This window comes from Neobacillus sp. B24, from assembly GCF_055381825.1.
Window position 1 is genome coordinate 2,395,601 of the sequence record NZ_AP035777.1, and the last position, 26,299, is coordinate 2,421,899.

Consider the following 26,299-nt stretch of genomic DNA (forward strand, 5'->3'; position numbering starts at 1 on the left):
GTGGGGTTAATACATATGAAATCAAGATTATTAAAATTTAAGATTAAGTTATCTAAATTACCAGTATTACAAAAATTAATTTCAACAATTTCAGTTAGAAAGAAATTATTTATTGGCTTTTTTTCTGTTCTAGTAATCTTAGTAGCTACCATAGCACTTGGCCATTTTCAGATGTTAAACGTTGAAAAAAAATATAGTAAACTTATTGATGACAAATCTAAGAAATTAATTTTGATAAGAGAATTGAGCTACGAAATCAAAAATGAACAGGCACATCTGAAAAGTTATTTAATGTTTGGTTACGAAAAGTCGAAAAAGGACTTTTCAGAAGCTCATAGCAATTATCTGAAGATTAGTAAAAGTTTAGCTGATAGCCTTGAAGAGCCGAAAGCAAAAGGGTATCTAAATGATTTAAATACTATTGAAAGAGAATATAATGTTTTCTTTAATCGGGTCTATGAATTGAATGAACAAAGTAAAACTGATGAAGCAATACAATTAGTTTCAATGCATGAAAGTAAATATTTAAATGAATTTGAAATAAAAACCGCTGAGTTCACCACTTTCCAACAAAAGCTGTTAGACAATGGAAAGCAAGAAACATCATCTGATGTTGATTCTGTCATTTTTATGCAGTTAATTTTAGGCATACTATCTGTTTTAGCGGGTCTTGCGATTGCTTGGTATTTAGGGGTGATTATCTCAAAACCGGTTTTTGAGATTCTTGATAGAGCAAAAAAAATAGCGGTAGGGGATTTGACTGGTCATAAGATTATCGTAAAAAATCGTGATGAATTTGGGGAATTAGCCGATGCTTTTAACCAAATGGCAAGTAATCTTCGCCAACTGATTCTACAAGTCAGTTCCAATGCCGACCAAGTTGCTGCTGCATCTGAGGAATTAACTGCAAGTGCCGAACAAAACACTAATGCTATTGAGCAAATCGCTTCGACAATACAAGAAGTAGCAAGTGGTGCGGAAAATCAAGTTCATGGTATACAGGAAGGCTCAGCTGCCATGGAAGAAATATCAATTGGTATTGGGCAGATCGCTATGAATACCTATCAGGTATCCCAATCAGCAATGCAAACATCCGAAGGAGCAGCAGAAGGAAATCAAGCTGTTCAAACAGCAGTTAAACAAATGAATTCAATTAACGATACTGTTGAGGGCTTAGCGAAGGTAATTGCAAGTTTAGGGGAGCGCTCAAAGGAGATCGGGCAGATCGTTGAAGTTATCACTGACATAGCGGGTCAAACCAATCTGTTAGCATTGAATGCTGCAATTGAAGCAGCAAGAGCCGGGGAGCATGGCCGAGGGTTTGCAGTAGTGGCAGATGAAGTTCGTAAACTCGCAGAACAATCCGCTAAATCAGCCCAACAAATTTCTGGATTAATTTCTATGATTCAAGCTGAGACGGAAAAAGCGATCCATTCCATGGGTCAAGCAACGAAAGAGGTTTCTCAAGGAATTAATGTCGTTAATACGGCTGGAAACTCGTTTGAACAAATTCATCGTTCAGTTAATGAAGTGTCAGCACAAATTCAAGAAGTTTCTGCTGCAGTTGAACAGATGTCTGCAGGCGTCGTCCAGGTGGACCAATCCTTTAAAATGGCAGCGGCAGTAGCCGAGGAATCTGCAGCTGGAAGCCAAAGTGCATCCGCCGCAACAGAGGAGCAGCTGGCCTCGATGGAAGAAATCACTGCATCAGCATCATCGCTTGCGAGAATGATGGATGAATTGCAGGAAGTAATTAGGAGATTTAAAGTTTAAAAGCTTTTATATATGAAACTCCCCTGGAACGATGGGGAGTTTTGGCTTTTTGTAAGTATTGATATTAAATTAAACTATAAAATTATAATTCCGATAAAATAAAATAAGGACTTTTTATGTGAAGGAGAGTGAATATCTTGATCACAAACAATACATTGCGAATATCAGGTCTTGCTTCGGGAATGAATACTGATGAAATTGTCGCAAACCTTGTAAAAGCTCAAAGCAGCCGATTAAATAAAATGCAACAATCGAAAACATTAGCTTCATGGAAAACCGATGCCTATCGTGACGTTAACAAAAAGGTCGATGAGTTCCATAAAGCAATGAGGGATTTACGATTGCAGTCTACTTTTAATAAACAAACTGTTAGCTCTTCCCAAGACAGTGTTGTTTCGGCCACGGTAAGTGGTACACCGACACAATCTTCCTATGAAATAACTGACATTCAACCAGCCACTCCAGCAAAAGCGACTTCCGTAAAGTTCTTTTTAAATGGTGGTTTAGATTTAGATGCATCAAAAAAACTTAGCGAACTAACAGATGATAATAATGATGGAAAAATATCATTAATAATCAATAGTACCCATTATGAATTTAGTACAGAAGATACGGTTGCATCAGTATTGGATAAACTGTCTCAGGCTAAAGTTGCTTCTTATTCATCAACGGAAAAATCTCTAACCTTTACAAATAGCACTACAGGACCAGCAGATATTTCAATTGGCGGCGATCAGAGTGTGCTTGAAGCTTTAAAAATACAAGCCGGATCTACTGGTACTGCCTCTTGGGGTACATATGATGTATCCATAGTTAAGGGAACCAATGCTGAAAAGGCAAGTATGAAAATTAATGGACTGGAGTTTCGCTCTGATTCAAATAAGATCACCTATGATGGTGTTACATTTGAAATTAAGTCCGCGATGGAAAGCGGTTCAGTCACAATTGCTACTACAAATGATACTGATGCGGTTTTTAATAGCATTAAAACTTTTGTCGACAAATACAATGATCTGATAGCAGATTTGAATGGAAGGCTCACTGAAAAGAAATATCGTGATTATCCTCCATTATTGGATGAACAAAAAAAGGATATGAAAGAAAACGATATTAAGCTTTGGGAGGAGAAGGCAAAAAGCGGCCTGCTATCCACTGATTCTACAATTAGTTCCTTTCTTGCCGAAATGAGGAATTCACTTTCTACCCCGGTAGGAGGAGTTCCCGAGGAATTTAATTCTCTTAAGGATATTGGCATTTCTTTCTCTTCAAGTTATCGAGATAACGGAAAATTAGAATTAAATGAAGAAAAACTGAAGGGGCTTCTGCAGACAAATTTGGAAGATATTAAGAAATTATTTTCCAATAAGGGAACGGGTGAAGCGGAAAAGTCAACAACAGTTACTGACAAAAATATGCATGATAAAAGTGGCTTTGGCTGGAGAATTTATGAACGGTTAAATGTAACTTTGACTGATCTAAGCTCGATTGCTGGGGCTCCAAGTGCCACAGTAGATACAAAAAGTTATATGGCAAAACAAATTAAATCGCTAGATACCAATATTTACAGAGAACAAGATAAGATAAATGCTTATGAAAACCGCTTGTGGAAACAGTTCACCGCAATGGAAAAGGCTTTATCTCAGCTTAATTCACAGAGTTCATGGCTATCACAACAACTTGGAATGTAATTTTTCTCAATTATAAATACAAGAAGCACCGTTTATCGTTAAGATAGGTGGTGTTTTTTGTTTGACAAACAAAGTAAGGATTTTTTACAGAAAAAAATTCAAATATTCTCTAAACAAATTTTGGGTAACACCGATAAAGTTATATAACAAGGGTTATTGGAGGATTAAATAAAAGTTGCTTAGAAGTATTAAACAAGAATGATAATCTTCCGATAATATAAAATACCAAGGTATTCCTTGTACAACACAATTTAGAAAATACGCTAAACATTTCTAGTTATCTCCCGATAATAAAAAATGAAACAACATGGAGGAGTGTAACGTGCTCATAATCGGAAGAGAAGTAGGGCAATCAGTGATCATCGATGATCTTGTAAAAGTTACTATCCTACATGATGGACTACAACTTCGGTTAGTCATAGATGCACCAAAAGGAGTTACTATTACCAGAAAGAAACCGAATGCGAAATTTATGAGGAATTATAAAAAAAGGGTTAAGGTTATTGGAGAAATCTTACATATCGGCGATTCAATAAAGATGTCGCTCCTCCAAACCGAATCCGGATTGATCCGTTTCGCAATCGATGCACCAAAGGAAGTAAACATCTGCCGTGAAGAACTCACTTGGAATCGAAGCCAATCTAAAAAACAAATAGTCCATAATTGCTGTTAGTAGACCCACAGGGTTTATTATAAATCATTTTTAAGGGTACAATCCCTGCCAATTAAAAATAAATAGGAGGAATTTAAATTATGCGTATTAACCACAACATTGCAGCACTTAACACACATCGTCAGTTGAATAGTGCTTCAAATGCTCAAGGGAAATCAATGGAGAAATTGTCTTCAGGTCTTCGGATTAACAAAGCTGGAGACGATGCTGCGGGTCTAGCAATTTCTGAAAAAATGCGTGGACAAATCCGTGGATTAGACCAAGCATCAAAAAATGCACAAGATGGTATTTCTATGATTCAAACAGCTGAAGGAGCATTGAATGAGACGCATGACATCCTTCAACGTATGAAAGAACTAGCTACTCAAGCAGCTAACGGAACAAACACAGAATCTGACCGAGGTGAAATTCAAAAAGAAATTAACCAATTGACTTCTGAAGTCAACCGAATTGGTAACACTACTGAGTTTAACACACAAAAGTTGCTTGATGGTGGTGCCGGTGCAAATAAAACAGCTCTAGGAAGTAATGAAGCTAAAGGTACGGCAGCACGTGGAGCAGTTTTACAATCTGTTAACCCAGATGCTGTAGCTGGAGGTAATTTTAGCTTAACCAAAGGAGACTTTGCTTTAAAAATCAATGGTGCAACTTTCTCTTTAGATGTAGACAATGATGCTTATAATGCAGATGCACTAACAAAAGCAGATGGAACAGCTGCAGGATTAAAAGCAGCTTTAGAAAGTTTGAAAACAGATGAATTAGGTGTTGCATTAAGTGAATTTGCAGATGTAAATGTTACAGAAAATGGTGTTGTTACAATTACTGCGAAAGGAACTGGCGATGCTTCTAATATCAGTATAGTTAAAGCATCAGATGGAGCAGCAGCAACTGCAGCAGAAGCTTCTAGCTTGCTAGGTGAACTTGGATTACCAGCAACAATGGATTTTGATGCTGGTGATACCATAACAGGTTCAAATGGAACTGCTGCAATTGTTACTGGAAACAAAATAGATGAAGCTACAGCATTTGGTACAGGTGCAAACCAAATTAATGCTGATACAGCTCAGGGCAAAAAATTTGATGTAACGGTTAATGGTGAAACATATTCAGTAACCTTAAATGATGCATCAATAAAAGAAACCAGTGGTTTAGGTTCAAGTAATGATTTGGATGGAATGGTGGTTACCTTAAATAAAGCATTAGAAACCGCTGTAGATAAAGACGGAAATACTGTCGATATCTCCTCCAAAGTCGTTGCAAGCAAAAGTACAGATAAGCTTGTATTCACTGGTTCAGGTGCAATTCCAGAGGACGGTTCAACACCTTCTGTAAAGATTTCTGGAGACTATGCTGCAACATTATTAGGTGGTATTTCCGATGGTAAAGATGCAGTAGGTGGAACATTTACTACTAAATTCCAAATTGGTGCTAATAACGGACAAAGTTTCCAAATGGATATTCAAGATATGCGTGCACAAGCACTAAATATTTCGGGTACTATTTCTGGTGGCTCAAATTCAGCTGTATCTGGTGCAAAATTCACGGCTACAACTAATGTGACTAACGGAACAAACAACGATGCAGTAGAATATGCCCTAGACGTATCAACTCATGAATCAGCTACAGCAGCTATTGAAGTTTTAGACAATGCAATTCAATCTGTATCGGCTCAACGTTCTCAACTTGGTGCATACCAAAACCGTTTAGACCACACAATCAATAACTTAAACACATCATCTGAAAACCTAACAGCAGCGGAATCTCGTATCCGTGACGTTGATATGGCGAAAGAAATGATGAACCAAACTAAGAACTCAATTCTTGCACAAGCAGCGCAAGCAATGTTGGCTCAATCCAATCAAATGCCTCAAGGAGTATTACAACTCTTGAGATAATTGATAAGAAGGGCGTCTAGCTTGGTAACGAGCTAGAGGATAACTGGGTGAATTGCTGGAACTTCCTAAAGCTTCATCAACCACAACGTAACTGGAAACGGTAAGCGTGATGGTGTGAAAATGATAAAGATGGAACAATGGATAATCAGCAGCCAAGCTCCTATGAGGAAACTCTGGAGAAGGTTCAACGACTAGAGAAAACGGTCTAAGGCGAAAGCTATGACTATGAATCTCGTAGGGCAGCAAATGCTGTTCGAAGTGCCCGGCTCCATGAAAAAACATGGATGAAGATATAGTCTATTCTGTAATCGAAAGATACAGTCGCAAAGCAAGCGAACCAACAACCACAAGGAGTTCTACAACTTCTTCGTTAATTTTAGATTTATGGAAGGGACTCTAGTTTTGCTAGGGTCTCTTTCTTTTTGTCTGTTTTAATACGTAATATAAACAGGAGGTGATAAAATGATTGCCGATTTTTCGGAGTTTACATACGGTTTTGCATTAACCCATGAGTTGATTAACATATCACCTCGTATCGTTCCAGTAGCACCAGTCTTTCCATCATTAATAGAGGAAGGAAGGGCAGGTGGAGGGTATGATGTAGGAATAGAATTTTCGGGATACCCCTTATTTCTGCAATTCAAATTAAGTGAATATATGAAAAATAGTAGCTCTAAGGAGTGGAATGTATATAATGCACCATATTATCGTTTTGCTATTCGTCCTCCATCAAGGTCAAATCAACATGACCTTCTTTTACAACTAGAACGAAGTCGAAGAAACGTTTTTTATGTAGCACCAGCATTTAATAAGGTAACCGAAATTAATGCCGCCTTTTTTACAAGTTCAGTAGCAAGTAATAGTGTATTTGTTCGTCCATCGGCAATAGGTAGCTTAACCGACAATAACGAGCATAATGTTGTTTTTCAACCGCATTCAAGTATTGGATACTTCTGTTCAACCCCTAAGAAGATACAGGTAAAAAATAGTAAAAAAATCACACAGATATTATTAAATGAGTTGAGAAAAGAAGATTATCTTGCAAATAAAGAAGATTTTATAAAGTTGGGAGAGGAATTGTTAATTATAGCTTCAGAAATAATGGGTGATAAATGGAAGGACATACAAGAAAACTATTTAACAAGAATACCAAATAAACCAGAACAAGTGGTTTCTTATTTTTCAAGACTACTGTTTAATTGTGCTTTTTACTTGATAAGGGATAAATAAGTATTTGATGTTCGTAATATTTATTTACGGTTATTCAGAAGGGCTATTTTTATCATTAATCGAATTGATAGAAAAAATAAGCATATATCATAATAATGAACTTCATGTTCATCAAAATGGGGCTTCTCTCTTCGGAGGGAAGTCCTTTTTCTATTTTGGAGGAGGAAATGTAATCATGAAAAATCAATCTGCAAAACGTGTAAACATTGTTAGCCTAAAGCTGGTGAAGGAATCGAGTATTCTTTACAAGAATCGTTGTGTACGAAGTCCTGAAGATGACTATCAATTATTGAAGCAGTTCTTAGGTGACGTGGATAGGGAATATTTTGTCGTTGTTTGTTTGGACACAAAGAATCAGCCAACAGCTATCAACATTTGCCACATTGGAAGCCTGAACGCAAGCATTGTACATCCAAGGGAATGCTTCAAGCCTGCCATTTTGAGTAATGCTGCTTCAATCCTTGTCGGATACAACCATCCCAGTGGCAAAAGCACTGAAAGCAGGGAAGATGTAGAGGTAACTAAAAGATTAGTTGAAGCAGGTAAAATCATAGGCATTGACGTTCTTGACCATATCGTGTTGGGTGATGGGGAGTATGTTTCTCTCAAAGAAAAGGGATACATTTGAAAGGAGTGGAAGTGATGATATATTTGGACTGGTTTGCAGAAACAATGAAAAAGACGTTTAATATTGAAGTCAAAAGAGAGGATATAGGCTATGAAGCTTATGATTTCTATCATGAAGAAATAGATGATTTGCTCATCCTAGCGGAACACTTAGAAAAGCTCCCTGACCCATTACTTATTGAAACACTGTCGTATGTGGATGATGAAGGGTATGAGTGGATTACTGGCTATCTACTGGAGGAAGGAACTAGAAGGAGGCTGTACGAGGTATGGATTAAGAATGGAGAACGAATTTCATGCGAGTTGTATGTGGATTAAAACAAACTACCAAGTAAATCTCACGACATTTCTTTCAGCAAACTTACGACAAAACTAAAAGGATTCAAATCATATTTAGCAGAATACATGAACGGCAAAGAATTGGAATGCTTTTTAGATGAAAAAACAGCCGACATTATTATATAACTGTCGTGAGCGGTTAAGAAAGGGAACTGGAAAATGAGTACAAAGAAAACGTAAAGGGCTATTGGTGTATGAATGAGTACATCAATAGCCTTTTTTCATTTATGGAGGAGAATCAATCGTGGAAATAGCAGAGTTTAGTCAATGGCTCTTTACAGAGGGGAAAGCAGCCAAAACAATCGAGTCGTATGTGAACGATGTCAAAGGGTTCCAATCATATTTGCAAGAAAAACTGAATGATGTTCCAGTCCTATCCCGCTTCTCATTTGTCAGGTACAAGGAACATCTGATGAAGGAGGGCTATGCCGTTTCAACCATCAACAAGAAGATTAATAGCCTAAAGGTTTACAATGATTTTCTAAGAACCAAAGGAGTTCTAAGCGAATCGTTTATTCAGTTAAAGCGGGATAAAATCAATATTGCTGCTGGAAGTGAGGATAATGTAGATGCACTTTCTGATGAACAGGTGGAACAATTGCTTTTTTATGTTGAAAACGGCAAGAAGGTTAGCACTCGTAACAAGCTGATAGTATATTTGTTGCTTTATACGGGTGTACGGGTTAGCGAATTAGTTTCAATCAAGATTGTAGACATTGATTTTTTGACGAATCAATTGGCGGTGATTGGCAAAGGCGGTAAGAGACGTGAAATCGGGCTTAGACAAGATGTGCTTCCATTAGTAAGGGGTTACATGAAGGAAGAGCGTTCTGAGTCTAATTTCAGCCATAGCGACTATTTGTTAGTGAGCCAGCGGGCAGAAAAAATGTATCGTGACGCAGTGAGGGATTGGTTAGCAAAGATTTCAATAGAACTAGGGTTCAAATTGCATCCCCATTTGTTTCGTCATATCTTTTGCACAAGGCTTTTGAAAAAAGGTGTTGACCTTACGACTGTAAGCAAGTTGGCAGGACATTCAACAGTAAATATGACGGCAAAGTTTTACATACAAACGACCAAGCAAGAGAAGATGGATGCGGTCAATCTACTATAAGGGCGGTGGAAAACAGTCTGTCAGATTACAAGCTTCAACGGCTGGAGATGCAGCTAATAACATTGATGTAAAAGTTCATGATGCAGTTAACGGCCTTGGATCAAATGCTATTAAACTACAAGTAGGTGCCAACTCATCTCAAAGCTTCAGTATTGATATAAATGATATGCGGTCAAAAGCTTTGGGAGTTGCGAACGGGGCAGGTGGCGGTAGTGCGGCACTTAGCGGATCAGGAGTAACTGCAGATGAAATTGCAAAATCTGCCAATGCTAAATTTGTAAGTACTGCTGGTTCCACTGATGGTACATCAAATACAAAGGATGAGTATGCACTAGATGTATCTTCTCATGAAACTGTGTCTGCAGCAATTACAGTTATCGATCATGCAATTGCAAGTGTTTCAAACGAGCGTGCTAAATTTGGTGCAAACCAAAACCGTTTAGAGCATACAATCAACAACTTGAACACATCTTCATAAAACCTAACTGCTGCGGAATCTCGTATCCGTGACGTAGATATGGCGAAAGAAATGATGAACCAAACGAAGAATTCTATTCTTTCTCAAGCAGCACAAGCAATGTTAGCTCAAGCTAATCAACAGCCACAAGGAGTTCTACAACTTCTTCGTTAATTTTAGATTAATTGAAAGGGACTCTAGACTATTACTAGGGTCTCTTTTTATTAAAAGAGTAAAGAAGCTGTTTGACAGGAGATTAACTAGATGGATAAAGAGGAACAAGAGCGGAAAAATTTTCTTTCTGGAAGAACAACTGGAATGGTGTAAGAAACAGGATGGTATCTTAGAAGAGATAGAAATGAAGCTTTACGAAATGAAAAGAATAGCTGAATATGTTCTTGAACTGAGCTTACTTCGTGGATAATTGACGAATTGAATAGTTAATTAAATGAATTGAAATGTGAAGTTCATTCTCTACAGGAGGAGTTACATTCTGTTGTTCATTAGAAGGAAAAGGTGGTGTTTTTCGTGGATGTAGCACTAACATCAATTGTATTAAACCAAGGACAAGTCGAGCAACAAGCTTCTCTATCGGTCATGAAAATGGCAATGGGAGATGCCAAACAGCAAGGAGGAGCCATTCAGAAGCTGATGAGTACAAATGACTCAGCGGCAATTCAACACGGAGCACAGCCACATTTAGGTGGAAGTATTGATTTGAAAGTGTGAAGGTAATTTTGGGAGTAGCCTGGACTGTGGGTTGCTCTTTTTCTTTTGGGGCAAATGGGGAAAATTGAATGTGCCCCGAAAGTCCACTTGGGCAGCTAATGTACTGAAAGGTGAGGAATGGCGAAGCGCATTCTCTAAGTCTAACCAGTAACTATTGAGTATTCAGATATATATTATAATCATAGAATGTACTTTTGTTCCATGGATACAAGGTGTTCAGGAAACAAGTGATCTAAGCCTCTACCTCAATCTTCGGGGTAGGGGCTATTTCTATTTTTAGGAGGAATCGTAATCATGAAAAATCAATCAGCAAAACGTGTAAACATTGTTAGTCTAAAGCTAGTGGAGGAATCGAGCATGCTTTACAAGAATCGTTGTGTTCGTAGTCCAGAAGATAGCTACCAATGTTGAAGCAGTTCTTAGGAGATGTGGATAGGGAATACTTTATCGTTGTTTGTTTGGACACAAAGAATCAGCCGACAGCCATCAACATCTGTCACAAGTCTAAACGCAAGCATAGTACATCCAAGGGAGTGCTTCAAGCCTGCTATTTTAATTAATGCTGCTTCAATCCTTGTCGGGCACAATCATCCGACCGGCAAAAGTGCTGAAAGCAAGGAAGATGTAGAGGTGACTAAAAGATTAGTAGAAGCAGGTAAAATCATTGGCATAGACGTTCTTGACCATATTGTACTGGGTGATGGAGAGTACGTTTCCATGAAGGAAAAAGGATACTTATAAAGGGGGGGAAAGATAACGCTCAATCAAATCAAATGCCTCAAGGAGTATTGCAACTTTTGAAATAATTGATTAGAAGGGCGTCTTATCTGGTTACGGATAAGAGGATAACTGGGTGAATTGCTGGAACTTCTTAAAGCCTCGTCAACCAAAACGTAACTTGAAACGGTCAGTGTGATGGTTTGAAAATGATGCGAATGAACCAATGGATAATCAGCAGCCAAGCTCCTGTGAGGAAACTCGGGAGAAGGTTCAATGACTAGAGAAAACGGTCTAAGGTAAATTCTATGACTATGAATCTTGTAGGGCAGCAAAAGCTGTTCGAAGTCCCAGCTCCATGAAAAACATGGATGAAGATATAGTCTATTCAGTGACCGAAAGGCATAGTGACAAAGCAAGCCAACCAACAACCACAAGGAGTTCTTCCAACTTCTTCGTTAATAACACTAAAGGAGGCTTTGGATTCAAAGCCTCTTTTATATTATAATAAATTCTTTCTTCTCAACTCTCTTAATTTGTAAACGATCGACCAATAACTTCTGCCGAGTAAATTAGCAATTTCTTTATGTTGAAACCATTTTTCTTTATAGTTAATTACCCTTGCAATTTCCTCTTTTGAGTAACTTGAATATCGATCTGAACTAGTTGCTACTATTTTATGGTCAGGATACACCTTCCTCCATTTTCCCCTTTCCATTTTTATGCGATATTCCCAATTAGTCTTATAAAACATACAGGGGCAACTTCGTTAAATTTCCGTGATTAGGTTTAAAAAGGCAATTGTCTCATTGACAGAGGTTGTACGCAAAATAGTTTTATGCCCATCTTTCCATCTTGGTAAATGTAAAATTAAACTGTAGGTATTATTGATGTAATCTTTAAGTAGGATTAAATCTTCAGGAGTGTAATTTTTTTATAATGATATATATGGGGTTAAGAATATTTGCTTGGTATTATGATCTACACGATGAGAGATGGATAAGGAACCATCATCCATCTATATTACGGCTAAAAAATATGGAAGTTTGCAATAGTGCAAAAGAGAATGAGGAATAATTTCCCCCCCTTTAGAGTTATAAAATATTTTTAACAGTTTTGTAAATAAAGGGTCTGATTTTGAACGCAATGTATTACTAATTGGTGTTAAATAAAACAGGTCCGCCATTAAGTATGCTTTCCACTCGCGATATTCTTTTTGGTTTTCGCCATAATGTTCGCATAAAATGCTATTTTTTCTTCTGCTTCCCATGTAAAGTATTGTAAGCTCACCATTCCCGATATTACAGGCGACAAGTATATTTATTTGTATTTCTGTTAGCTCGGTAAACACAGGATCATCTCTATATTATTAGAACGTACGTTTCTGTTTTAGCGCATTCATGATATTTTGTGAACAAATACGGTCTATTAAGTCTGTGCTATAGTAAGGCGTTAATGAACTCTAAACTTTCTCCCTTAATCACCGATAAAATAATTTGGGGGTATTCAATTAATGTGAAAATGCAGAAACTTCAAGGAGGGAACGTATGGATAGAGGAAACAAGTTTTCATCCCATTTCAAATGGAACAGTACAAGAACTAAATTAATCGCCGGAATGACAGCAGTATCAATTATTCCGACGATTTCAATTGCACTTATTTCCCACACTGTAACGGAAAACATTATGACGGAGGAAGTATCCAATTCAACCACACAGGTTACTAAACAGGCTAGTCGAAGCTTGGATAATAAAATTGACGGGGTCGTCAGCCAGCTTCAATTATTAGCAGACAATGTAAACTTTAAAGAGTTTTATAATGACCCGTCAAATGCTAAATTTGGTTATTATCTATTAGATGGTACTTTGCGAACTAATAGAGACTATGCTTTTGTCTATTTTGCTTCAACAAAAAAGGATATGTTAAGCGCTCCAGATTCTGAACTCCCTGAAGACTATGATCCAACAACTCGAGACTGGTATCTAGGTGCCTTAAAAAATAATGGCAAGGTTTTTTATAGTGAACCCTATCAGGATGAAGGAACGGGGCAAGTGGTATTGACAATTTCACAAACAGTGAAGGATAATACCGGAAATTTGGTCGGGGTAATGGCCATTGATTTGGATATGAGGAATTTTTCAAAGTCAATAGAAGAACTAAAGATCGGTAAAAATGGTTATTTGACAATGCTGAGCCCGGATGGTACCTATATATACCATCCAGAAGAGAAGAAAATTGGTTCTGATGCTGTTACCAAACTTTCACTTTGGAATGATTTAAAGAAAAATAAAGAGGGTTACAGTGAATATAAATCGGATGGAGAGGACAAGTTCTCTGCATTCACCACCAATAATAAAACTGGGTGGAAATTTGTTTCTGAATTGAATTACTCAGAAATAAATGACAATGCTAGTAAAATTGGAAACATCGGCTGGATCCTTACCTCCATTTTCGGTGTCTTGTCTGCGTTGAGTGCCTTTTTTATTGACAGACGAATTGCCAATAATATCAATGCAGTAAAAGACGCTTTGGAAACAGCATCAAAAGGTGACTTCACTGCAAGAGTAAAAGTGAATACAAAAGATGAATTTAAGGATTTAGAACAGAGCTTTAATAAGACCATGGAGCAATTATCAAGATCACTTAGAAAAGTTGAGGAATCTTCCAGAGCTGTGTTAGAAACATCCGGCCATTTATCTGAGATGACAAAAGAAACCAATGCCTCTCTTTCAGAGGTGGCAACTGCCATTGAAGAAATAGCTCAGGGGGCTAATTTACAGGTGAATAACGTAAATGAAAGTTCAGACCAAATGAGGGAGTTATCCCAACAATTGGATGGGATATCGGCATCAACGATAACTATGAACGATGCATCCCAACTTTCAATGGTATTAACTAGTAAAGGCCTGGAACAAGTTGAAATGCTTACGGGTAAATCCTCAGAAACAAAAGTTGCAACGAATGAAGTTACGGCGATTGTTAAAGAAGTGGATGGGCGGATGGAAGAAATTAATGAGATTATTGGGGCGATTACGAAAATCACTGACCAAACCAATCTTTTGGCACTCAATGCTTCAATTGAATCTGCCAGAGCAGGGGAGCATGGCAGGGGATTTGCAGTAGTCGCTAATGAGGTCCGAAAACTGGCTGAGCAATCCAGGACCTCAGCGGAGGAGATCAAAAGAATTGTCGACAGTATTAAAGCCGTTGTAAAAAAGGCAGTTGAAGCAATGGAAATGACCAATCAGGCGGTAACCGAGCAAGATGTTACCGTAACTGAAACAAAAGCAATTTTCAATGATATCTTATCTGCAATTTTGGAATTGTCACAAAAAGTGGGGGAAGTTCAAGGCTCCATTTATGAGAGTCAAGAAAATAAAGAGTCTGTCAGTCTGCAAATAGAAAGCATTACGGCTGTTTCACAACAAACAGCAGCAGCTACCGAGGAAGTATCTGCATCGGCTGAAGAAATTTCCGCTACGATGTCCTCCTTTACCCAGTATGCCGCCGGCTTAAAGGAATTATCGGAGCAACTTGAGCAAGAATTAGAGAAATTTAAATTATAAATAGAAAAAAGGGGTTCCAGACTTAAAGGAACTCCTTTTTTATACCCCAAAATATAATAATATTGGCTAAACTTACCACAAAAAATTGCCGATAAAATGATTAACACACACTGTAAAGGTAGTGTCAAAAGTTCTATGAAAACTCCTTAAGGGGTTAGGCTCCTTTCCACATATTGGGTGCGTCGGCCCCGCAACCGCTCTTGACAAACACGCCAATGGTTTGAGATTCCTTTATCAAGGGCGACGGGGACAAAAAGAAGGCATGCCAAATAGCCCTTGGTATTTCCATTTTAAACCATTGGCAAGTTCGGTTTGTCAAGAGTTCGCTTCGCCGGTTGCTAGTGGGTTCAAGGGCTCTGCTAAACAAAAAGTTAGACTGTTTGTTCAATGATCCAATCTTGAGCTAAACCTATTAATTTAGTCCAGCGTGCAGGCATATTCGGTCGCAGTAAGAGCTCTGGATTAACCACTGGCACATTACCTTCTAACGCTGAGTGAGACCGTAAAAAGTTAAAGTAAGCCACAAAAAGCGTCACAAACGAAACAGACCCATGTTCGGACCCAAACCCGTGTGTTGAGCGATAATTGCCCTTAAATGTGCGATTGAGTCTTTCAATCACTTGTTTGAGAGGCCTATACTCCTTTGATACAGGATCTTCATTGGTAAGCCCAATGACCTGAGTAATGTCAAAGTGAATATCATGCTGGGCGTAAAAGTGTTGGGCTAAGAGATATATCGGATTGCCGTCCACCACAAATGTAAGATCTTCCGGAATCTCTTTAAATTTCATTAGGACATCATCAATGGCACGGATTGCTGTCGCTGTATCTCGATTTGCTGACACTGGATAAGACAGAATGATCTTTTTTACCGCATCAAAGAAGAAGAACAAGTAATGCCAACGACCTTGAACCCTAATATAGGTTTCGTCCCCACAGAACTGATCAGAAAGCTCGTAGGGATAGTGGTCTACGTAAGGTTTAAGGATTAATGCAACTGCGTTCTCGTAATTTAAAATGCTTTGATGCGATATAGAAACACCATGGATATCTTTCATGAGTGCAGCTGTCTTCCGGGCCGAAAGGCCATAGTTAACGTGATAGGTTAAAATAAGCCCCAATGTATGTGGCGACACATAAAGCCTGGCCAAGTCAACCTTTGGTTTCTTAGGAGAAGCCTTTGACAATGGCTGAAAATCAATGTGGAACTGCCGGAAGATATATCTTAATTTAAAGGCTTGTGGATCCTTTTTAAACTGTTTCTTCTCTTTCGCAGACATGCCATTCAGTTTCTGCTGGTAGTAGGAACAGTCATTATTTTTACACTTGTACACGTCAAAGTCTTTTCGCTCTTTGACTTTCTCAAGGGTCCTAGAACAATGAGGACACTTCAAAATAGCCTCCTTCGAATAGCGATTTTTATCATTGAAAAGACAGGCACACACCTTACATTGAAACTGTCCTTTGCCTCCATTATTGGCATATAGATAATCCGCTGGAGCACCACACTGCGGACATTTCATTGACTTGGGCACACATGCCTTTGTATTCGAACGCCTTTGAACAGGTTTTAGTTGTTTACCGTTCTTCTCCAGGTATTCGGTTAGGAGGCTTCGGTAATCAAGTTTCTGAATGGTTTCGATGATCGGAAGATCATCCACCTGGAGTTTACGATAAGGTTTATTTACAGGTTTTTCCTCAGGCTTTTCAAACATCCCCTTCCCAATAAGAAGGGTAAGTAATGTTCGAATTATTTGTTCTTGGTACTTAATAAAAGTTAATAAATAGGTTATAATTTGAGGGTACAAATTGTCACTTCCTATCTAGGTTGTTGAGAGTGTGGTAACCTCAATTATCCTTAGATTTAAGGGGGTGGCAATTTTTTTGCTTATAAAGCCCTCTATAATAGGATTCTATAGCCTATTTCTTATAAAAGTTTTTACAATACGACTGTAAAAAAGGGGGGATCGGTATGATAGACAAAATATTGAATCAAAGTAGCCAGGTTAATGATTTCCAAGTTAAGCCCGTGGAAGGAGTATCAAAAGTAAAGGAAGTCAAACCTGAAAACCAAGACCAGGCGCAGCCTCAGGCAAACACCAAAGAGAAAACGGAAAAAGTCATTAACAGTATGAATGAGTTTTTAAAGGCATCCAACTCCCATTTAAAGTTTGAATTCCATGAAAAATTACAGGAATACTTTGTGACAATTGTGGACGATTCTACCAATGAGGTCATTAAAGAAGTTCCATCAAAAAAACTGTTGGATATGTACGCGGCTATGACGGAATATATCGGGCTTTTAGTCGATAAGAAGGGATAACTCCTTATAGAGAGGTGATTAAATGCAGCTCCCGCAACTTAGGATGAAACAAACCTATGCTCAAATTGGACTAAAAACCATCAAGCCGGTTCAAGAAATAGAGCAGCCGCCTGCTGATTTATCAATAAAACAAGTCCCTGCCAAAATGAATATTGACCGAAAACCATCCCATCTAGAGATTAATCAAGACCAGGCCTGGAACGAATTGGGATTTAAAAATCTAGGTCAATTGACATCTGATTTTGCTGATTATTCAAAGCAAGAAGGTTTAGAAGCGATTGCTCAGATTGCCCAAGAAGGGGACCAACTGGCGGCTATTGAGAGAAATGGTGACTCCATCACTGCTATTGCAGCACAAAAAGGTAATCCTGAACCTGACGACTTTAATATTGCCTTTATTCCGAGCTATGGTTCTGTTAAACTTCAATATACTCCTGCAGAAATTAACATAGATTGGAATTTAGGAGGGGCAGAAATTGATGCCACATTGCATGAACCGATCCATCGATATACCCCCGGAAGAACCGAAGTGTATCTTCGTCAAATGCAGCAGCTTCAAATCGAGGTCATAGGTGGAAATCTCGATAATAAATCATAATATACATATAACAGCGGAGGAAAGGATTACTTATTCCCCGCTTTTTTTCATGCGCATAAGCCAGTTAGATTAAAACTATTTAATGAAATAACCACTCTCATTTGTTAAAATAAAGAAAGGCATGTCAACCTTAAATTTCGATATGTTTTTTCAATAATGCTAAACTATACGTTAATAACGTCCGATAATAAAAAGTAAGGAATAGGAGGGAACGGATATGAGAATAAATGATGTAAGATATGGATTTTATTCCCAACAAAATCAACAAAATCGTACAAACAATACTAACACTTCAAATAAATCATCAGCATCTGCTGATGTAAATATATCTTCACGCGGTCGTGAAATCTCCCAAGCAATGATGTCGGAACAAGCTCAACGCCAAAAAAGGGTACAAGAATTAAAGCAGCAAATTGCTGATGGAACGTACCAAGTTGACAGCAGAAAGATTGCAGATAAAATGCTGGATTTTTGGAAGGAATCTGCTAAGTAGGAGATGGAAAATATGGAATCTCTGAATTCACTGATATACACAATGCAATCTATGGTCAACTTACACTCACAACTGCTGGAAACAGCAAAAGTGAAAAGGGCGGCCCTAGTTGAAGGAACTTTACAAGAGCTTCAGAACGTAACGCTTCGGGAAAATTCTCTAGTTGAGGAAATTCAAAATCTGGAACAACAAAGAAAGCAATTTGTTTACGATTATATGGCTAAAAAAGGGTTTAGTGGTCAATCCTTTACACTTGAAGAATTATTAAAATTTCCGAATGATGCTGCTAGAAAAGATGAATTAAAAATGATTGTCAAACAGCTTCGGATTCTAATTCAGGAAATTACTCATATAAACGACAGCAATCAACAGCTTCTTCAAACATCCCTTTCTTATGTGCAATTTTCAATCGGTATGCATGTTAGAAAAGAGCCTTCAATCGGATATGGGCCAAATTCGAAAAATCGGTACGTAAATCTTCTGGATGCAAAAATTTAAAAGGGTTACTTATAGATAGAAAGAAGGAATCAAAATGGCTTCAACCTTTCATGGTCTAGAAATCGGCAAAAGAGGGCTATATGCTCAGCAGCTGGCGCTAACTACAACAGGTCATAACATTGCAAATGCCAATACAGAAGGTTATTCCCGACAAAGGGCGGAAATGCAGGCAACCAGTGCAATACCTTATCCGGGAATAAATACGGATACCACTCCAGCCCAATTAGGAACTGGAGTGCAGGTTGAAAAGTTGGTACGCTTACGAGAAGATTATTTGGACGTCCAGTTGCGCGGAGAGAATAAGTACCTTGGATATTGGGAAGCCAAGAGTGATACCTACACTAAAATTGAGGAAATGTTTAACGAGCCATCGGATAATGGACTAGCATTTGCAATGGACGAGTTTTGGAAGGGATGGGAAGAGCTTTCCAAGAATCCAGATAGTTCAGCTGCGCGTGCTGTAATCAGCCAAAAAGGGGTAGCATTAGCTGAAACTTTTAACTATCTATCAAGTTCCTTGGACGAAATGCAAACGGATTTAAAAAACGTCATTATCACGAAGACTAACCAAGTAAATTCGTTGGCAGAGCAAATTAGCAGTCTAAATGATCAGATTTCCCGTGTGGTCCCTCATAATTATCAACCGAATGATTTATATGACCAGCGTGACCTGCTTATCGATCAGTTATCCAAAATTGTGAATGTAAAGGTTTCGCAACCAGATAGTAAGAATGGCATGGTAGATATTTATGTAGGAACAGAGCCAATAGTTTCCGGAATTAAAGCAAATAAATTTAGCATTGATTTTGATCAAACATCTGGTCTAGTGAATCCCGATTCTATCAAGATTGGTGGGAACCAGGTCAATCTGGATTCAGGAGAGCTGCTGGGGCGAATTGAATCATATGGACTACTTGAAAAAGAATCCAGCTCGATCATTCCTACTTTTAAGAACAAGCTTAATGACTTAGTTAAGACGTTCACAGGCGCAGTCAATGAAGTCCATGAAAAAGGACTAAGCTTAGAAAATATCAATGGCTCTTCTATCCCGGCGGTGAAATTTTTTATTGGAGATACAGCAGAGTCGTTAGTTGTTAATCCAGCAATCCTCAATTCATTGGACAAGATTGCAGCCGCAAAGGTTGAAGTTGACGGAAAATCATCCACCGGAAATGGGAAAAATGCAGAGGAAATCGCCAAATTGAAATTTCTTAATCTTACATTCGGTGACTCAACTTCTACTGCTGATGACTTTTACCGGAATATCATTGCTAAACTGGGGATTGATTCCCAACAAGCAGAGCGCATGAAGGATAATTCAGAGGTAATTATTCATCAAGTAGAGAATCGTCGCCAATCCGTTTCCGGAGTATCTCTTGATGAAGAAATGACGAATATGATTCGGTTCCAACAGGCATATAATGCCGCTGCACGGATGGTGACAGTTATGGATCAATGTCTGGAAAAGGTCATTAATGGGATGGGCCGAGTTGGCTTGTAAGGAGGTTTATAAATGAGTTTACGAGTTACTCAAAATATCTTAAGTCAAAATATGCTGTTTAATTTACAGCGAAATAATAAGGCGATGGACAAGTATCAAGAACAAACATCCTCCGGGAAAAAGATTAACAAACCATCAGATGATCCAGTCGTAGCTGTCCGAAGCATGTTTTATCGCTCATCATTAAATGAAATCGATCAATATAAACGGAATGCCGATGATGGACTTTCATGGATGACTGCAACCGATGAAGCTCTTGATGAAGTTACCTCCGTAGTGCAGCGGGTGCGGGAACTTGTTGTACAGGGCCAAAATGGTACCAATAGCCCTGCAGACAAGGAAGCAATTACACAAGAAATAAATCAGCTAAAGGAACATCTTGGGGAGATTGCTAATACACAGATAGCCGGTAAATATATTTTTGCGGGTACGGATGTGAAAACTGCTCCATACAGAGTGGACCCTGACAACGCTGACTCAGTAAAGGCGTTTCGCAATTCTAATAACGGGAAACTGGAGTTACAAGTAGGTCAAACAAATAATGTTCAAATTAATATTTTAGGAACGGATGTATTTAGTTATGGTGACGATGGAATTTTTAAATTGCTTGATAATATCGTTACTAACATAGATTCAGGTGATCACCTTAAAAGCTTAGATAACCAGATTGATAATATTTTGGGTAAACGAGCTGAACTTGGAGCACGAATGAATCGTATGGAGTTGAGTATGTCTCGGATTGAAGGACTTGAGGTCTCGACTACACAATTGTTATCAACCGAAGAGGATGTTGACATTTCTATGGTCATCACTAATTTAAAAGCCCAGGAAAATGTGCAGCGTGCAGCACTTGCCGTCGGAGCTAGGATTATCCAGCCCACTTTAATGGATTTTTTACGATAATAAATTATTAGTTTTGATTAGGTAATACAAGATAATCTTGTATTACCTTTTTTGATTGCATTTTAGGAGTTTTATTGAATCAAAATATTTTTATTTGATAGTAATTTTAACTAATAATCGAAATTTTATATATTATATTTTCATATTTTGGAATATAATGAGATTATAAAATATAGTTAGGTATAAAAAATAGGAGGAGTCTATGTTTCCAAAAATCAACCAGAACATTGTGATTGATATTTTTAGTAAGGGACACTCGTATCGATCCATTGTTGCAGATATCATAGAGAAGGAGATATTAATCGGATTCCCTTTGGGCGGTGACGATTTAGCGTTATACCCGAATGGAACCAAAATAGAGGTTTCATATATTATAGACGGAAATAAATATGGATTCCAAGCTGAAATTATTGGAAGAAAAATAGAGATAATTCCATTATACCGAATTACCAGACCGCAGCCGAATGAAATTAAACGGATTCAGCTTAGAGAAAATTTCCGGGTCAATGCCAATTTGCAAGTAATTATCACAAACCACAAATTCTATACAGTTAATATAAGTGCGGGTGGATTGTTATTTACCGTTGGTGATGAATTAAAACTGTACCAAGGTGAAATGATTGCAGGAACATTAATGGTTCCAGGTTCAAATAATGGCAACCCCGAACCGATTCCATTCCATGCCGAAATCATCAGGCTGCATAAACCGGTTGACCAGGATAGAGCAAACGTTGCTGTAAAATTTGTGAGAATTGAACCGCGAAATCAATCAAAATTGCTTCAATACTGTTTTGAGAAACAGAAACAAAATCGTTTTCAAAGATAATATGGAAAATCAACAAACTCCCTCAAACAAAAAAAGAGGGGGATTTTTTTCTCTATATAAGATTCTTACCTTCTTATTCATAAAATTTCACAAAAACTTCCAGAAACTATATGATAAATATTAAAGAAAAATAGCTATTATTTTTATTGAACACACCCATAAAAAGTTTTTTATCAGCGAATAATTTGGTAGATTACAACTAACAAAAGGCTAATCAAATCAAAAAAATGTTTGATAAGAATGATTTCCAACTTTATAAATTTGTGAAAAATATATAAATTAGGCAATGGGAGGTAAGAAGAACATGGGGCTAAAATCGGCAATATTCGAAATGAAAGATGCTATTGTGAAACAACAAACAGGGAGAACAGAAGAAGAGTTCGTTCATGAATTGGAACAGAAACATTCACTTATTCCGGGAACTTTAGTATCTTACTATAATAATTTGATGCTAATAAGCATCCATAACAAACAAAATTCAAGACACTCCTTTGATCCTTCCAAGAAAATTAATAGAAAATGGTCAAAAGTTGAAGTTGAATTTATGTTCCAATATATTGAAGAACGCCAAAATGAAGGCGGATTAAATATCACTGGCATTTTGGATGAAATCGCTCAATTATTAAATCGTGGTTATCAGTCGGTCAATTATAAATACTACAGTAAGATTAAAGAATATGAACAAAAACAGCCAATCAACCAGAAATATAACTTTATTACGATTCAAGAGGACGAAGTCCCGGTTATATCAACGGAGGTAATTCGGGATAATCCTGTGAATGCACATATGCAACAACAAGATAACCCGATTCAGGACGATTTATTGGACATCCTATCAGGACTTATCTCTAATGTTCAACAACTGCCAGGGATTAATCTGAATGAGCTGCTTAAAAGCCTGTATCAGCTTACAAACATGGCATTAATGAATCAAAGTGCTGCTCGGCAAATAGAAACGATTAAATCTGAAGTTCATCTTGAAAAGGAAGCACTTCATGAAAAACTATTAAGAAAAGATCAACAATTACAAGCGGAAAAGAAGCGTAATGATCAATTACAATTGGAAGTTTCGAAATTAGCAAAAGAAATCGCAGCCTTTAATAAACTGGGTGATGCAGCTAAAATTCAGAACCTTAAATCCTATACTCAAAGACTGAATTATATGATTGATGGGTTTGGAGTTGTGCTTCAAGTTGGAAGCTGAGGAAAACTATTTTATAATTGCTAATTCAAACATAACGAAAATTCTTTTAAACCATGTATGCTTAACTTTTTTTTCGAAAATCCGATAATATCAAATAGGAATTTGTTTATGAAAGGGAGTTGTAAAACATGGTTTTTAATAATCCATATCAGACCTATCAAAGGCAAGCAGTAACGACTTCAACGCCAGAAGAATTAACGTTAATGTTATATCAAGGCTTGGTAAAATATATCCGTTTATCCAAAGCGGCAATTCAAAATAATAAATTGGAAGAATGCCATAACTATAACCTTAGGGCCCAAGACATACTCAGCGAGTTAATGATTACGTTGAAAAAAGGGTATACAGTATCGGAATCGCTGCTATCAATATATGATTATATGAAAAATCGTCTGATTGAGGCGAATCTAAATAAAAAGGCAGAAATTTTGGATGAAGTAGAAGGGTTGGCTTTGGAACTTACTGAAACCTGGACAAATGCAATGAAATTATCTAAAACTCAAAGTTAGGATTTAAAAATGATAGATGAAATAATTACAAAAATGCATAATATAACAAAGCAAATGCTTCAGGTATTAAAAGACGGAGATTTTGCTGAATTTGAAAAGATGCTAAGTGAACGGCATGAGTTGATGAATCAGATGGAGGCAATTAAAACGGGAGACCCAACTTTTCACTACTCGCCAAAAGCGAAAAGTTTGATTGAAGAGATGGTTGCTCTTGATAGGCTTGCGGAGCCTTTGCTAAAATCCAGTCTTAGTGAAACTCAAATTTCACTTAATCAAATCAAAGTGAACAAAGAAATGTCGAAAAGATATCAACCATATATGAAGCAAATGAATGGTGCATTTTTAGATGAGAAAAAATAATTACTTGCACTATTGTCAACTTCAGACAAATTTAGACACAAATGGTTCTAAATACCTATAAAATACGACAACAATTAGGAACAAAGTAGGATATTCGGCGAAGTAAAAACGTTCTATTATGGATATGAGGCTAAGGTTTTAGGGACTGCACCTCGTTAAGGGCAATACTGATGAAAATCAGTTACGCAAAACTATAGGGGCTAAGGTGCAACTCACTATGCCAGCCAGTTACCGATAATAGGGCGTTCTCAAGAAAGATCAATGTTTTCATAGGTTTTCCTGTGGTTTGATTTGAAAGATGTATCCAACCCCGCATTCGGTAATGCGGGTTTTTTTGTTTGGAAGTTTTAATTAGTGTTGACACTCTTCAACATTATTTGCGTGATTACGCAAAAAAGGAGGAAATTCGACCTATTTTTTGCGCGAAGCCGAAAAAGATTTTTCGGTTATGGAAGTAATGTAATAGATTAAAATAATGATAACGGTTTACTATTCTGTAAATTAAAGGAACGTTTGAGTATAAACAACCGTTCTCGCTTCTAATTATTTAAGCGGAATCGCTTTTTTCAATCACATCAAGTGAGCGGAGAGGAAGAACATTATGGTTCGGGAGCAATTGTTGATAGATAAACAAAAGAGTGGTACAGTTTTTAATTTTTTAGATTATAAAAGCAGAAAACCATTCTTTATGGAGCCCATGCGCATTACTGTCGAAAATCTTCATAATAGTACATATTTAATGGTGAAAAATGTCGTATATAAAGAGAAACAAATACTTGCATTAAAAAACGAACTGGATCCGAACAACATTGTTTTAGTAGAAGGGAAAATCAAAAACGGACAATTAATTAATATATCAAAACTTCCTGAAGAATATTTAGGTGAAATTAGTAGAATTTTGGTTGGAACTTTATAATCCATTATACTCAATTTTATTGCGTAACCACGCAGATTTTGTGGTTCTTATATAAGGAAGTCTTTCAGTCGAATTTTTTGATTAGAAAGGGTGTTTTTTTTGAAAATTGTTAATGAATGGCTAACGAATACAATGTTAATTAATACATTGTCTCGAAATCAAAAACTGACTTCTCAAATTGGAAATTCTAATAATGAGTTTACTACTCTTTTCATGGGGATGCTGCAGGATTTATTTTTCGACAGTGACCTGCAAACTTCTCTACCATCCCAAGTAAATAATTATGTACCCAATAATTTAATAGGTGATGTGCCCTTTACCAGCGAACGGTCATATATGCCCCCTCAAGAGAGTTCAGGAAAGAATGAGGGACAATTGAGTTTCCAACCCATCAGTGTAGATAAGTTAAACCAAGTATTAGGGGGGAAACTGAAAGGTTTTGGAGAGGTCTTCGTCCAAGTCGGAAAGCGATATAATATCAACCCTAGGTTAATCGCCGCGATTGCCCAACACGAATCTGCTAATGGGAAATCACGGGCTGCAATCGAAAAGAACAATATTGCAGGAATGATGGGAAGAAATGGTTTGAAATCATACGCAACAATTGAGGACAGCATCTCTGATATGGCTCGAAATTTAAGTAAAAATTATCTAGGAAACGGATTAAACAATATTGCCAGTATTGGGGCAAAATACGCTCCAATTGGTGCTGAAAACGATCCAACCGATCTGAATAACCATTGGGTATCCGGTGTAACTAAATTTTTCAATCATTTTAGTGCATGATAGTAAAATTAAACTCAACGACACAGTTTTTTCAAAAATCTTTTTTGCCATACTGTTTAATTAAAAAAGTGGTAGATTTATACTCTTTCTATATAGTATATTGAGAAAGAAATCATTTTTTGATAGATTATACCGAAAACTGTCGAAAAGCTCTTAAAAGGAGAGGAGTGATTTATTTTGAACAATATTAACCTCCTACAGAAGGCATTATCTGCTTCCAGTTTACGTCAACAGGCGATTTCCAATAATATTGCCAATGCTGAGACTCCCGGTTATAAAGCAAAACAGGTTGTGTTTGAAGATATATTAAAACAACACTTATCAAATCAAACAAATTTTGTTGGCAATCGAACTGATGCGCGTCATGTCGTTATCGGAAATGCTTCTGAAGTGCCAAACGCCTATAGTGTTGAAAATACTGAAACGTTTATGCAAAACAATCAGAACAATGTGGATATTGAAGAAGAAATGACGAGATTGGGAAAAAATTCACTGTGGTATTACACGTTAACCCAACAATTAAACAGTGAGTTTCAACAATTATCTATTGCAATTAAAGGAAGGGTGTAAGGAA

25 protein-coding genes, 2 pseudogenes and 1 riboswitch are annotated in these 26,299 nt (G+C 37.3%); of the genes and pseudogenes, 25 read left to right on the forward strand and 2 right to left on the reverse strand.

Features of this window, described 5'->3' with window-relative positions; genetic code table 11:
• Positions 1–15 precede the first annotated feature (15 nt).
• The 11 genes and pseudogenes from ACZ43M_RS11860 (at position 16) to ACZ43M_RS11910 (ending at position 11,266) form a co-directional block, all read left to right on the forward strand.
• The gene (locus ACZ43M_RS11860; RefSeq protein WP_464507612.1) at positions 16–1,773 is read left to right on the forward strand and encodes a methyl-accepting chemotaxis protein; all 1,758 of its coding nucleotides are present in this window, start codon (positions 16–18) and stop codon (positions 1,771–1,773) included.
• A 137-nt stretch (positions 1,774–1,910) separates the two neighbouring features.
• Entirely contained in the window at positions 1,911–3,461 is a 1,551-nt protein-coding gene (gene fliD, locus ACZ43M_RS11865; RefSeq protein WP_464507613.1) for a flagellar filament capping protein FliD, read from the forward strand.
• A gap of 322 nt (positions 3,462–3,783) precedes the next feature.
• The gene (locus ACZ43M_RS11870) at positions 3,784–4,134 is read left to right on the forward strand and encodes a carbon storage regulator (protein WP_464507614.1); all 351 of its coding nucleotides are present in this window, start codon (positions 3,784–3,786) and stop codon (positions 4,132–4,134) included.
• 80 nt (positions 4,135–4,214) lie between these two features.
• Positions 4,215–6,029, forward strand: a complete 1,815-nt coding sequence (locus ACZ43M_RS11875; protein ID WP_464507615.1) for a flagellin N-terminal helical domain-containing protein — start codon at positions 4,215–4,217, stop codon at positions 6,027–6,029.
• A gap of 462 nt (positions 6,030–6,491) precedes the next feature.
• Positions 6,492–7,259 (forward strand): hypothetical protein, encoded by a 768-nt coding sequence (locus ACZ43M_RS11880; protein WP_464507616.1) that lies wholly within the window; start codon positions 6,492–6,494, stop codon positions 7,257–7,259.
• A 175-nt stretch (positions 7,260–7,434) separates the two neighbouring features.
• Positions 7,435–7,887, forward strand: coding sequence for a JAB domain-containing protein (locus ACZ43M_RS11885; RefSeq protein ID WP_464507617.1), 453 nt, complete (start codon positions 7,435–7,437; stop codon positions 7,885–7,887).
• Positions 7,888–7,901: 14 nt separating this feature from the next.
• A complete protein-coding gene (locus ACZ43M_RS11890) occupies positions 7,902–8,204 on the forward strand; it encodes a hypothetical protein (protein ID WP_464507618.1) in 303 nt (100 codons plus the stop codon).
• A 265-nt stretch (positions 8,205–8,469) separates the two neighbouring features.
• Positions 8,470–9,339 carry a tyrosine-type recombinase/integrase gene (locus ACZ43M_RS11895; protein WP_464507619.1) on the forward strand — a complete coding sequence of 290 codons (870 nt, stop codon included), beginning with the start codon at positions 8,470–8,472 and terminating at the stop codon, positions 9,337–9,339.
• A gap of 97 nt (positions 9,340–9,436) precedes the next feature.
• Positions 9,437–9,970 (forward strand): annotated as a pseudogene (locus tag ACZ43M_RS11900) (flagellin); the annotation flags it as partial.
• Between the two features lie 354 nt (positions 9,971–10,324).
• Complete coding sequence (locus tag ACZ43M_RS11905; protein WP_464507620.1) at positions 10,325–10,525, forward strand: YjfB family protein; 201 nt, start codon at positions 10,325–10,327, stop codon at positions 10,523–10,525.
• 294 nt (positions 10,526–10,819) lie between these two features.
• Positions 10,820–11,266, forward strand: a pseudogene (locus ACZ43M_RS11910) (JAB domain-containing protein).
• A gap of 994 nt (positions 11,267–12,260) precedes the next feature.
• Here the strand turns inward: ACZ43M_RS11910 and ACZ43M_RS11915 are convergent.
• Positions 12,261–12,593, reverse strand: coding sequence for a hypothetical protein (locus ACZ43M_RS11915; protein ID WP_464507621.1), 333 nt, complete (start codon positions 12,591–12,593; stop codon positions 12,261–12,263).
• Between the two features lie 196 nt (positions 12,594–12,789).
• Between ACZ43M_RS11915 and ACZ43M_RS11920 the strand changes: the two genes are divergently transcribed.
• Entirely contained in the window at positions 12,790–14,808 is a 2,019-nt protein-coding gene (locus ACZ43M_RS11920; protein ID WP_464507622.1) for a methyl-accepting chemotaxis protein, read from the forward strand.
• A 371-nt stretch (positions 14,809–15,179) separates the two neighbouring features.
• Here the strand turns inward: ACZ43M_RS11920 and ACZ43M_RS11925 are convergent, their stop codons facing one another.
• On the reverse strand, positions 15,180–16,616 hold the full coding sequence (locus ACZ43M_RS11925) for an IS6 family transposase (RefSeq protein WP_464504863.1): 1,437 nt from the start codon (positions 16,614–16,616) through the stop codon (positions 15,180–15,182).
• A 164-nt stretch (positions 16,617–16,780) separates the two neighbouring features.
• Between ACZ43M_RS11925 and flaG the strand changes: the two genes are divergently transcribed.
• From flaG to flgB, 13 genes are all read left to right on the forward strand, one after another.
• Positions 16,781–17,131, forward strand: coding sequence for a flagellar protein FlaG (flaG, locus tag ACZ43M_RS11930; protein ID WP_464507623.1), 351 nt, complete (start codon positions 16,781–16,783; stop codon positions 17,129–17,131).
• A 22-nt stretch (positions 17,132–17,153) separates the two neighbouring features.
• Complete coding sequence (locus tag ACZ43M_RS11935; RefSeq protein ID WP_464507624.1) at positions 17,154–17,729, forward strand: DUF6470 family protein; 576 nt, start codon at positions 17,154–17,156, stop codon at positions 17,727–17,729.
• Between the two features lie 217 nt (positions 17,730–17,946).
• A complete protein-coding gene (gene flgM / locus ACZ43M_RS11940; RefSeq protein WP_464507625.1) occupies positions 17,947–18,222 on the forward strand; it encodes a flagellar biosynthesis anti-sigma factor FlgM in 276 nt (91 codons plus the stop codon).
• Positions 18,223–18,234: 12 nt separating this feature from the next.
• Entirely contained in the window at positions 18,235–18,720 is a 486-nt protein-coding gene (locus ACZ43M_RS11945) for a flagellar protein FlgN (protein ID WP_464507626.1), read from the forward strand.
• A 34-nt stretch (positions 18,721–18,754) separates the two neighbouring features.
• Positions 18,755–20,221, forward strand: a complete 1,467-nt coding sequence (flgK, locus tag ACZ43M_RS11950) for a flagellar hook-associated protein FlgK (RefSeq protein WP_464507627.1) — start codon at positions 18,755–18,757, stop codon at positions 20,219–20,221.
• A gap of 12 nt (positions 20,222–20,233) precedes the next feature.
• Positions 20,234–21,124 carry a flagellar hook-associated protein FlgL gene (gene flgL / locus ACZ43M_RS11955; protein WP_464507628.1) on the forward strand — a complete coding sequence of 297 codons (891 nt, stop codon included), beginning with the start codon at positions 20,234–20,236 and terminating at the stop codon, positions 21,122–21,124.
• A gap of 202 nt (positions 21,125–21,326) precedes the next feature.
• Positions 21,327–21,950 (forward strand): flagellar brake protein, encoded by a 624-nt coding sequence (locus ACZ43M_RS11960; RefSeq protein ID WP_464507629.1) that lies wholly within the window; start codon positions 21,327–21,329, stop codon positions 21,948–21,950.
• 304 nt (positions 21,951–22,254) lie between these two features.
• Entirely contained in the window at positions 22,255–23,154 is a 900-nt protein-coding gene (locus ACZ43M_RS11965) for a hypothetical protein (protein ID WP_464507630.1), read from the forward strand.
• A 128-nt stretch (positions 23,155–23,282) separates the two neighbouring features.
• On the forward strand, positions 23,283–23,663 hold the full coding sequence (gene fliS, locus ACZ43M_RS11970; protein WP_464507631.1) for a flagellar export chaperone FliS: 381 nt from the start codon (positions 23,283–23,285) through the stop codon (positions 23,661–23,663).
• A 9-nt stretch (positions 23,664–23,672) separates the two neighbouring features.
• The gene (gene fliT, locus ACZ43M_RS11975; RefSeq protein ID WP_464507632.1) at positions 23,673–24,023 is read left to right on the forward strand and encodes a flagellar protein FliT; all 351 of its coding nucleotides are present in this window, start codon (positions 23,673–23,675) and stop codon (positions 24,021–24,023) included.
• Between the two features lie 150 nt (positions 24,024–24,173).
• Positions 24,174–24,259: riboswitch (cyclic di-GMP riboswitch) on the forward strand.
• A gap of 365 nt (positions 24,260–24,624) precedes the next feature.
• Entirely contained in the window at positions 24,625–24,939 is a 315-nt protein-coding gene (locus tag ACZ43M_RS11980) for a hypothetical protein (RefSeq protein ID WP_464507633.1), read from the forward strand.
• Positions 24,940–25,038: 99 nt separating this feature from the next.
• Positions 25,039–25,725: a glucosaminidase domain-containing protein gene (locus ACZ43M_RS11985; protein ID WP_464507634.1), complete on the forward strand. Its 687-nt coding sequence runs from the start codon at positions 25,039–25,041 to the stop codon at positions 25,723–25,725.
• 177 nt (positions 25,726–25,902) lie between these two features.
• Positions 25,903–26,295, forward strand: coding sequence for a flagellar basal body rod protein FlgB (gene flgB / locus ACZ43M_RS11990; RefSeq protein ID WP_464507635.1), 393 nt, complete (start codon positions 25,903–25,905; stop codon positions 26,293–26,295).
• Positions 26,296–26,299 lie beyond the last annotated feature (4 nt).